9 protein-coding genes and 1 tRNA gene are annotated in these 10,368 nt (G+C 22.9%); 5 read left to right on the forward strand and 5 right to left on the reverse strand.

Annotation, left to right across the window (positions count from 1 at the left end):
• Positions 1-34: 34 nt before the first annotated feature.
• The 3 genes from ilvC to BUCIPICE3303_RS02010 all read right to left on the reverse strand — a co-directional run bounded on the left by ilvC (position 35) and on the right by BUCIPICE3303_RS02010 (position 3,784).
• Positions 35-1,519: a ketol-acid reductoisomerase gene (ilvC, locus tag BUCIPICE3303_RS02000; RefSeq protein WP_154049430.1), complete on the reverse strand. Its 1,485-nt coding sequence runs from the start codon at positions 1,517-1,519 to the stop codon at positions 35-37.
• A 108-nt stretch (positions 1,520-1,627) separates the two neighbouring features.
• Positions 1,628-3,478 carry a dihydroxy-acid dehydratase gene (ilvD, locus tag BUCIPICE3303_RS02005; RefSeq protein WP_154049431.1) on the reverse strand — a complete coding sequence of 617 codons (1,851 nt, stop codon included), beginning with the start codon at positions 3,476-3,478 and terminating at the stop codon, positions 1,628-1,630.
• Between the two features lie 232 nt (positions 3,479-3,710).
• Positions 3,711-3,784 (reverse strand) — tRNA-Trp (locus tag BUCIPICE3303_RS02010).
• 277 nt (positions 3,785-4,061) lie between these two features.
• On the opposite strand from BUCIPICE3303_RS02010, the gene BUCIPICE3303_RS02015 reads away from it, so the two are divergent.
• The 5 genes from BUCIPICE3303_RS02015 (at position 4,062) to fdx (ending at position 8,335) form a co-directional block, all read left to right on the forward strand.
• Positions 4,062-5,270: an IscS subfamily cysteine desulfurase gene (locus BUCIPICE3303_RS02015; protein ID WP_154049432.1), complete on the forward strand. Its 1,209-nt coding sequence runs from the start codon at positions 4,062-4,064 to the stop codon at positions 5,268-5,270.
• Positions 5,271-5,297: 27 nt separating this feature from the next.
• On the forward strand, positions 5,298-5,687 hold the full coding sequence (gene iscU / locus BUCIPICE3303_RS02020; protein ID WP_154049433.1) for a Fe-S cluster assembly scaffold IscU: 390 nt from the start codon (positions 5,298-5,300) through the stop codon (positions 5,685-5,687).
• A 167-nt stretch (positions 5,688-5,854) separates the two neighbouring features.
• Positions 5,855-6,385 carry a Fe-S protein assembly co-chaperone HscB gene (hscB, locus tag BUCIPICE3303_RS02025; protein WP_154049434.1) on the forward strand — a complete coding sequence of 177 codons (531 nt, stop codon included), beginning with the start codon at positions 5,855-5,857 and terminating at the stop codon, positions 6,383-6,385.
• A 52-nt stretch (positions 6,386-6,437) separates the two neighbouring features.
• Complete coding sequence (locus BUCIPICE3303_RS02030) at positions 6,438-7,886, forward strand: Hsp70 family protein (RefSeq protein WP_232512975.1); 1,449 nt, start codon at positions 6,438-6,440, stop codon at positions 7,884-7,886.
• Positions 7,887-8,002: 116 nt separating this feature from the next.
• The gene (fdx, locus tag BUCIPICE3303_RS02035; protein ID WP_154049436.1) at positions 8,003-8,335 is read left to right on the forward strand and encodes an ISC system 2Fe-2S type ferredoxin; all 333 of its coding nucleotides are present in this window, start codon (positions 8,003-8,005) and stop codon (positions 8,333-8,335) included.
• Positions 8,336-8,368: 33 nt separating this feature from the next.
• Here fdx and der read toward each other — a convergent pair whose 3' ends face one another.
• Positions 8,369-9,742: a ribosome biogenesis GTPase Der gene (gene der / locus BUCIPICE3303_RS02040; RefSeq protein WP_154049437.1), complete on the reverse strand. Its 1,374-nt coding sequence runs from the start codon at positions 9,740-9,742 to the stop codon at positions 8,369-8,371.
• Positions 9,739-10,242 carry a tetratricopeptide repeat protein gene (locus tag BUCIPICE3303_RS02045; protein WP_154049438.1) on the reverse strand — a complete coding sequence of 168 codons (504 nt, stop codon included), beginning with the start codon at positions 10,240-10,242 and terminating at the stop codon, positions 9,739-9,741. The genes der and BUCIPICE3303_RS02045 overlap by 4 nt, the downstream gene beginning before the upstream one ends.
• Between the last annotated feature and the right edge of the window lie 126 nt (positions 10,243-10,368).

A 10,368-nucleotide genomic window follows, 5' to 3' on the forward strand; every position in this document is an offset into this window, starting at 1 on the left:
ACATAAAAATAATTTTATACATAAATAAACTAAATTATTTTTTAATATTATATACTGAAGATCTCATATCTTTCATATATAAACGTAATTTTTCTCCAATTTTTTCAATAGGATGTTTATTAATTAAATTATTTAACTTTAACAATTGAACATTACTAATAAAGGAATCTTTAATTGATTCTCCTAAGTCATCACTACGAAGAGATTTTAAAAATTTCTTTAATAAAGGGATTGCTCGATCTGAAAATAAATAACTACCATATTCAGCTGTATCTGATATAACTAAATTCATTTCATATAATCTTTTTCTAGAAATAGTATTTGTTATCAATGGTAACTCATGTAATGATTCATAATAAGCTGATTCAGGAGTAATACCTGTATCAATCATAGTTTCAAAAGATAATTCTACACCTGCTTTTAACATTGCTACCATTAAAGAACATTTATCAAAATATTCATAATCTAAAATTTTTCTATTATCATATAAACTAGCATTTTCAAAGCTGGATTTTCTTAAATTTTTTCTCCATTTTATTAATTGTTTATCCCCGCATTGCCAATCAGATATCATTTTTTTAGAAAAATTACCAGAAATAATATCATCCATATGTAAACAAAATAATGGTTTTAATAAATTTTTTAATTGTACTGATAATTCATGTACACGAATTCTAGAACTAATTGATAAACGAGATAATAATAACTTTATTCCACCGGCTTTCATGCATTCTGCTAATCTTTCCCAACCAAATTGTAATAATGTAGCAGAATAATCGGAACTATATCCTTTTTCTATAAGATGCTCATAACATACTAATGAACATGCTTGTAACATCCCACATAAAATTGTTTGTTCTCCCATTAAATCAGATTTAACTTCTGCAATAAAAGAAGATTGTAAAATTCCAGCTTTATGTGAACCTAAACCAAAAGCCCATGACTTAGCAATATTTAATCCTTTTAAATATGGATCATTTTTTTTATGAACAGCAATTAAAGTAGGTACACCAAAACCCATTAAAAATTCTTTTCGTACTTCAGTTCCGGGGCATTTTGGGGCAACCATAATGACTGTAATATCTGAACGAATTTGTTCTCCTTCTTCTACAATATTAAAACCATGAGAATATCCTAAAGTAGAATCTTTTTTCATTAACATCTGTAATTTTTTTACTACTTTAGTATGTTGTTTATCTGGAGTTAAATTAATAACTAAGTCAGCATCAGGAATTAAATTTTCATATATATCTACATGAAAATTTTCTTTAGTAACATTTTGCCAAGAAAATGATTTATTTTTTATAGATTTTTTGGGAAGCACAAAAGAAACATTAAAACCAGAATCCCTTAAATTTAATCCTTGATTTAATCCTTGAGCCCCACATCCTACTATAACAATTTTTTTACCTTGCAATATTTTTTTAGAATTTAAAAATTCATTTTTATCCATTAAAAAACCAGTTTTTAACTCAATTAATTGTTCTCTAAAAGAAAGAGAATTGAAGAAATTTTTCATATTTTTATTCCTATTTATTATAAGTTAATATAAGAAAGTAATGTGAAATTAATTATATGTTTTCATATAATTTAAAATATTAAAAATAAATTTATATAATATTAAAAATTATAGGTGTATTTTTTTTAAATCTCTAACTGCTCCTTTATCTGCACTCGTAGCAAAAATACTATATATTTTTAACGAATCCGAAATATTTCGTAAACGATTTTTTGGCGTATATGCTTTGTCTCCTCTTTTTTCTTCTTCATGTCTTCGTTTTTTTATTTCTTCCAAAGAAACATTTAATGTAATACTTCTTTTAAGGATATTAATGCTAATTAAATCACCATTATATACTAAAGCAATTAAACCTTTATTTGCAGCTTCAGGAGAAATATGTCCAATAGAAATACCTGATGTACCTCCTGAAAATCGACCGTCAGTTATCAGAGCACACTTTTTATCTAAACCGATTGATTTTAAATATGTTGTAGGATATAACATTTCTTGCATTCCTGGTCCACCACAAGGTCCTTCATATCGAATAACAATGATATCTCCTGGTTTAATTTTTTTATGCAGAATAGCATATACAGCATCATCCTGACTTTCATATACTCTAGCTGGACCTGAAAAAATCATATTATTTTGATCAATAGCCGCGGTCTTAACGATACTTCCTTTTTTTGCTAAATTACCAGTTAATATAGCTAATCCGCCATCTTTACTATACGCATATTTTTCAGAACGAATACAACCACTTATACGATCTATATCTAATGTATCCCACCTAAATGATTGTGAAAATGGAATAATAGTTTTGACTCCCCCTGGACCTGAAGAATAAAAAGAAAAATTATTTTTATTTCTGTTACCATGGATATCATATTTTTTAATTGTATCTTTTAATGTCAAACCAAGTATATTGTGTACTGAAGTATCTAATAAATTAATTTTACTTAACTCGGATAAAATACCAAACACTCCTCCTGCACGATGTAAATCTTCCATATGATATAATGATGTACTAGGTGATATTTTACATAAATGTGGAACTTTTCTAGATAAATAATCAATATCCGTTATATTAAAATTAATTTTAGCTTCATAAGCCAAAGCAAGGAGGTGAAGAACTGTGTTTGTAGACCCGCCCATAGCAATATCTAAAATCATAGCATTTTTTAAAGTTGATATTGTAAAAATGCTCTTAGGAAGTAACTGAATATTGTTATTTTCATAATAATCTTTTGTATTTTTAACAATAATTTTACCGGCTTTTAAAAATAATTTCTTTCTATCAACATGAGTAGCTAATATCGTTCCATTACCGGGTAAAGAAAGCCCTATAGCTTCCGTTAAACAATTCATTGAATTCGCAGTAAACATACCAGAACAAGAACCGCAGGTTGGACAAGCTGAATGTTCAATATTAGATAAAATTTTATTGGATGTATTTTCATTAGCTCCATGAGCTATAGCATCTACTAAATCAATTTTAATTATATTATTATTTAATATAATTTTACCTGATTCCATCGGTCCACCGGAAACAAAAATAGATGGAATATTTAATCGTAATGCAGCTAATAACATACCGGGTGTAATTTTATCACAATTAGAAATACACACCATCGCATCTACACAATGCGCATTAATCATATATTCAATAGAGTCTGCAATCAATTCTCGTGATGGTAATGAATATAACATACCAGAATGACCCATAGCAATTCCATCATCAATAGCAATGGTATTAAATTCCTTTGGAATACCCCCATATTTAATAATTTCTTTAGAAACTAATTTTCCTAAATTACGTAAATGTATATGACCAGGAACAAATTCCGTAAAAGAATTTACAATTGCAATTATGGGTTTTCCAAAATCCTCATCTTTAACACCTGTTGCTCTCCATAATGCTCTTGCTCCAGCCATATTTCTTCCATTAATAGTTGTAGATGAACGATATATTGGCATTGAATTTACTCATGTAATATAAAATGTAAAAAATTTTTTATTTAGATAAAATTTTATATAAATATATATTTATATAACATCTGAATTATACATAAATTATTATAATTATTAACAATTTTTATTTACTACAGATATAAAACAATTAATAAAATATATGCAAGATATATATAAAATCACTTATGTGTTGAAAAAAAATTAGGATAAGAAAATAAAGCATATGTTTATTTTTATACAGGGGTGGAGGGAATTGAACCCCCAACTTTCGGTTTTGGAGACCGATGCTCTACCAAATTGAACTACACCCCTAAAAGAGTAAAAAATCTATATAAATTATTAAAAATATAAATATAAAAATTTTATTAAAAACTATTATACATGAGTGAAAAAAAAACACAACTGTGTATAATTTCTAATAAATGATTTTAATAAATTGTTTAAAAAAAAATATTTAATTATATTTTTAATTTTTATTTTTAAAATAATTTATTTATACAAACGAAGAAATAGAATATATAATGGTTTATAGATATTTACAACAAAAAAAATCAATCATATATATTTAATTAAATAAGGTTATATAAAAATGAAATTTCCTATTTATTTAGATTATGCAGCTACGACGCCAGTAGATCCTAAAGTAAAAGAAAAAATGAATAAATATTGTTCAGTAAATGATATTTTTGGAAACGCAGCATCTAGATCACATAAATTTGGTTGGGAAGCTGAAGAATCAGTAGATATTGCAAGACATGAGATTGCTAAATTAATTAATTCAGATCCTCGGGAAATAATTTTTACTTCCGGTGCTACAGAATCAAATAATTTAGCTATTAAAGGAATTTATGAATTTCATAAAAAAAAAAATACACATATTATTACAAGTAAAATAGAACATAAATCTGTCTTAGATTGTTGTCGATATTTAGAACATAATGGATGTCATGTTACATATTTAACTCCTAATAAATATGGCGTGATTAATATCTCTCAAATTAAAGAAAAAGTTCAAAAAAATACAATATTAATTTCAATTATGCATGTTAATAACGAAATTGGGTCTATTCAAGATATTAAAAGTATTAGTAATTTTTGTAAAAAAAAAGGAATATTTTTTCATGTTGACGCTACACAAAGTGTCGGAAAAATAAAAATAGATATACAAGAAATCAATGTTGATCTTCTATCTTTTTCTGCTCACAAGATATATGGACCGAAAGGAATAGGTGCATTATATATCCGGAGAAAACCACGTGTAAGATTATCACCTCAAATACACGGTGGAGGACATGAAAGAGGATTTCGATCTGGAACACTGCCAGTTCATCAAATTGTTGGGTTTGGAGAAGCTTGTAAGATATTAAGAAAAAAAATGAATAAAGATATTTTACACACTACATATTTACGTAATATGCTATGGAATGGTTTATACAAAGTTGAAGAAATTTATTTAAATAGTCATTTTGACTATGTTTCTAGTCATATTATTAATATAAGTTTTAATTTTATTGAAGGTGAATCATTATTAATGGCTTTAAAAAATTTAGCAGTTTCTTCAGGGTCAGCTTGTACATCAGCAAGTTTAGAACCATCATATGTTTTACGAGCAATTGGAATAAAAGATGAATTAGCACATAGCTCTATTAGATTTTCTATAGGTCGTTTTACAACATCTAAAGAAATTAAATATGCTATAATAGCTATTCAAAAAGCAATTCATAAATTAAGAAAACTTTCTCCTCTCTGGGAAATGTTTCAATCAGGCGTCAATATGGATAAAATTCTTTGGAATTAATACTTTTTATATAGGAAATCCAAAATTATGACATATAGTAAGAAAGTATTAGATCATTATGAAAATCCAAGAAACGTTGGCTCTTTTTCAGAAAATGAAAAAAATATTGGAACAAGTTTAGTTGGGGCTCCTGCTTGTGGGGATGTAATGAAATTACAAATAAAAGTAAATAATAATGGAATCATAGAAGATGCTTGTTTTAAAACATATGGATGTGGATCAGCAATAGCCTCTAGTTCTTTAATGACTGAATGGGTAAAAGGAAAAACTTTAAAAGAAGCCAAAAAAATAAAAAATACAGACATTGCTAAAGAATTAGAATTACCTCCTGTAAAAATTCATTGTTCTATTTTAGCGGAAGATGCTATTAAAGGAGCAATTGCTAATTATAATCAAAAATATAAAAAAATAAAATAAGTAAAAATAAAAAATTAGTATACTATTAATATAGTGCTGAAATTAAATGTATTTTTATTCAGCACTAGTTATAGTCAAACTATATCGTTTTATATTTAAATTTTTTAATTTATTTTTTACAAAAAAATATTTTTTCTAAAAAAAAATCTATTTTTATAGGCATACAAATGAATTATTTTAATTTATTTCAACTACCACAACAATTCCAAATAGATAAAAAAGTATTAATTAATAAATTTTATGATCTACAAAAAAAATATCACCCAGATATGTTTAACAAAGATATTACAGATAAAAAAAACCAGTTATCAATGTCAATTAAAATTAATAAAGGATTTAATATATTAAACAACAAATTTACTAGAGCAAAACATTTATTAAAAATATCTAAAAAAAAACATTCTATTAAAGACAATAAAATCATTAATAAACAAGAAATACTTTTAGAACAATTTGAATTATATGAAAAAATACAAACAATAAAAAATCAATCTAATGCATATAAAAAAATAAATTTTTTTATTAAAAAAATTAAAAATAAATTATCGTTCTATTTTGAAAAATTTAATAAAAATATTAAAAAAAAAAAAATTAATTCTGCAAATAAAACATTTTTTCATATATCCTTTATCTATAAAATTTTAAAAAAAACAAAAAAACTAAAAAAAATAACATATAAAAAAAAGGAAAAAAAATGAAAAAAAAAAAAAAATTGTTATAGGGATTGATTTTGGAACTACCTATTGTTTAATATCTACAGTAAAAAAAAATAAAATTAAAATCATTAAAGAATTTAATAAAAAAAAATTTTTTCCAACAATTATACATTTTAGTAATAAAAAAATTTCTATAGGATGGAAAGCAAAAAAATTTTTGTCTACTGATATACAAAACACTATATCATCAATAAAAAGATTTATTGGAATATCATATTCTGATATAAAGAAAAAAAATTTAAATATCCCGTATAATATTTCAGAAAACAATAAACAAGAATTAATTTTTAATACTAATATCGGCGAAATAACTGTTTCTTCAATTATTAAAAAATTCTTCATGTATATAAAGAAAAAAATAGAAAAAAAATTTCGAACATCTATTTATGGTGCCGTCATTACAGTTCCTGCATACTTTAATAACATACAAAAGAATATAATCAGAAAATCTGCAGAATTAACTAAATTAAAAGTATTGCGTTTAATTAATGAACCTACTTCTGCTGCTATAGCATATGGTTTAGAAAAAAAAAGAGAAGGAATTATATGTATATATGATTTAGGAGGGGGAACATTTGACGTATCAATTTTAAAAATATCACGAGGAATATTTGAAGTTCTTGCTACTAATGGTGACCCAAAATTAGGTGGTGATGATTTTGATTATCTATTAGCTCATTTTTTATATTCAAAAATTAAAAATAAATTAAAAATAAATCAAAAAATTTTTAAAGATTTACTGATTATTGCTGAAAAAATTAAAATAAAACTAAGCACAAAAAAATTAGTAACAATTAAATTTTTAAATTATACGCTTAGTTGTTCAATTATAGAATTCAATAAATTAATTAATGAACATGTTAATAAAACATTACACATTTTAAAATGCGCTTTATACGATGCTAAAATTAAAAAATCTAATATAGATGATATAATTTTAGTTGGCGGTTCAACATATATTCCCTTAATTCGTAATAATATTTATTCATTTTTCAAAATTAAACCATTAATTTTAATTAATCCAGTAGAAGTAGTCGCTAAAGGAGCTGGTTTACATGCAAATTTTTTATTTTATAAAAATAAAAAAATAGAACAATCTATATTGTTATTAGATATCATTCCCATTTCTATAGGTATTGAACTTTTAGGTGGAATTATGGAAAAAATGATCCTAAAAAATACTAAAATTCCTACTGAAGTTGTTAAAATTTTTACAACAGGTCAAGATAATCAAACAGGATTTTGTATTAATATTTTTCAGGGAGAAAAAAAATATGTTAAAAATTGTAAATTATTATCAAAATTCAAAATTCAAGGGTTGCCATTAAAAAAAGCAGGTAAAATAAAAATAATAGTAATATTTCGTATAGATTCAGATGGTTTACTTTCAGTAATTGTTAAAGAAGAAAAATTAAATATTAAACATAGTATTAAAATTGATACAATTTATCAAAATAATAATATAATTAATATAAATATTTAATATAATTAATACTATAAAATATATTTTTTTTAATATACGAGTATTTTTTTTATAAAAATATATTTTTTTTAAAAAAAAATATACTCTACTAATATTTCATTTTTTTGGAAAAATTTATGCCTAAAATAGTATTTTATCCACAGAAATTTATTCTACCTCAAGGTTTATCTGTTAAGGGTAAAACAGGGGAAACAATTCTAGATATTGCTTTATCGAATAATATTAAAATGGAACACGCTTGTGAAAAATCATGCGCATGTTGTACATGTCACTGTATAATTAGAAAGGGTTTTTCGTCATTATCAAAATGCAAAGAGAAAGAAGAAGATTTATTAGATAAGGCATGGGGGTTAGAAAAATATAGTCGTTTAGGATGTCAAGCGAAACTAGGAAAAGAAGATATTGAAGTTGAAATTCCAATATATAATGTTAATTATGTAAATGAATAAAAAAAATATTATAAATTATTTTTTATACAAAAACTAATTAATTGTTTTAATATAAGGGTTTACGCTATCTTTAAAAAATAATTGAATGGGTGTATTCGGGATTTGTAATTCTCTTTGTAAGAAATGCATTAAATATTTTTTATATGTTCTGGATATATATTTCGTTTGTGTGCCATGAATTATAATAAATAATGGATTTTTTTTTCCTAAATGTGCATATTTTAATCGTATTGCTTTTCCTGTTACACCCATAGATAAAGGATGTTGAATAACAGCTTTATTTATTATATTTGTTAAAAATGAAGAACTAAAGACTTTTAAAGATTCTTGATAAATAATATTAATTTGATTAATAATCTTTTTTAATCCTTGTCGAAATAAAGCAGATATATATATAATTTTAATATTTTTTATAAATCGTAATTGATAATTTATATTTTTTTTTATTTCATTTTTTTTTCCTTTTGATATTAAATCCCATTTATTTAATACAATAAAAAAAAAACATCTCGATTTTACAACCATATTAATTATAGATAAATCTTGATCTTGAATGCCTATATTCACATCTATAATAATTATGGATATATTATTTTTTTTAATCATATTAATAGATTTTTTTTCAGATAGTTTCTCTAATAATGTTTTTCTTTTATTTCTTTTTCTGATACCGGCAGTATCAGTAAAAATATATTCAATATTTTTACCTTTTAATGAAACTGTAATTGCATCTCTTGTAGTCCCAGGAATAGAACTAGTAATTATTCTATAATCATTTATTAAATTATTAATAATTGAAGATTTACCTACATTGGGTTTACCAATCAAACAAATTTTTACTTTTATAAAATAATCAAGTGTATTACATAAAAAATTTTTTATTTTATCTTCCTTTGTTAATTGCTTTGATACATTATATATTACGTTTAATAAATGAGAAATTCCTTTTTTGTGTACAACAGAAATTTTACAAATTTTTTTTATACCAAAATTATAAAAATCAATTATTTGTTCTTCTTTATGAACTTTATCAATTTTATTGATTACTAATATTATAAATTTATTTTTTCTTCTTATTTTTTTTAAAATATAAAAATCTAATTCTGTAATTCCTTCATATGCATCTACAATAAAAATTATAAAATCTGATTCTTTTATTGCAATTTTGGTCTGATTATATGATTCTATTTTTATAAAATTTTTCTTTTCTTTTTTTTTAAAATAATCAATTCCAGAAGTATCTATAATATAAAATTCCTGTTGTTTTATTTTAAAAAATCCATAATTTCGATCACGAGTAGTTTGTTTTTTATTACTTATTAGCGAAGAATTAGATTTAATTAATAAATTAAATAAACTAGATTTTCCTACATTAGATCGACCTATTAAAACAATAGTTGGAATCATAAAATAATTTTCTCTTTATAAACAGGAATATTTTTTTTATTTTTTTGAAATAAATTATTCCAATATTCATCATGAATATTATTAATTATTTTCAAAGCTAAAGAAAAATTTTTTTGTTTAATATAAATTTTTACTAAATTAAGTTTTATTAAATATCTTAAATTTTCTTCTTGTGTATACAATAAAATTTCTTTCAATATAGAAATTGATTCCATATATTTCTTTTTAATAAATAATTGCTTTGCTAAATTAATACCAATTAGAGTTCCATATATATTTTTATTTTTTTTAAAAAAATTCTTCTTATATTCGAAAGAATATAAATTTTTTTTTTTAAAATTATCTACTATTTTTTTGAATTCTTCTATATTTTGATTTAATATATTTTTTTTATTTTTTTTATACATTACAATTGTACAGATTGATAATGATAAAATTAAAAAAAATAATACTAAAAAAAAATATTTTTTATACTGTATAAAAAAATTCATATATTTCATATATTAATAATCTTTATTTTTTGTATCAAAGAAATGTTTAAATTTATTTTTTTATATTATCATGAATAATTTATTTTTTCAATTTTTTTTATTTTTTTATATATATATTTATATATATATATATAT

This window comes from Buchnera aphidicola (Cinara piceae) (assembly GCF_900699035.1).
GTDB classification, from domain to species: Bacteria; Pseudomonadota; Gammaproteobacteria; order Enterobacterales; family Enterobacteriaceae; genus Buchnera_F; species Buchnera_F aphidicola_AV.

Excerpts from the sequence above, each read along its gene's own strand:
- ilvC (WP_154049430.1), bottom strand. The coding sequence starts at position 1,519 with ATGAAAAATTTCTTCAATTCTCTTTCTTTTAGAGAACAATTAATTGAG.
- ilvD (WP_154049431.1), bottom strand. The coding sequence starts at position 3,478 with ATGCCAATATATCGTTCATCTACAACTATTAATGGAAGAAATATGGCT.
- BUCIPICE3303_RS02015 (WP_154049432.1), top strand. The coding sequence starts at position 4,062 with ATGAAATTTCCTATTTATTTAGATTATGCAGCTACGACGCCAGTAGAT.
- iscU (WP_154049433.1), top strand. The coding sequence starts at position 5,298 with ATGACATATAGTAAGAAAGTATTAGATCATTATGAAAATCCAAGAAAC.
- hscB (WP_154049434.1), top strand. The coding sequence starts at position 5,855 with ATGAATTATTTTAATTTATTTCAACTACCACAACAATTCCAAATAGAT.
- fdx (WP_154049436.1), top strand. The coding sequence starts at position 8,003 with ATGCCTAAAATAGTATTTTATCCACAGAAATTTATTCTACCTCAAGGT.
- der (WP_154049437.1), bottom strand. The coding sequence starts at position 9,742 with ATGATTCCAACTATTGTTTTAATAGGTCGATCTAATGTAGGAAAATCT.
- BUCIPICE3303_RS02045 (WP_154049438.1), bottom strand. The coding sequence starts at position 10,242 with ATGAAATATATGAATTTTTTTATACAGTATAAAAAATATTTTTTTTTA.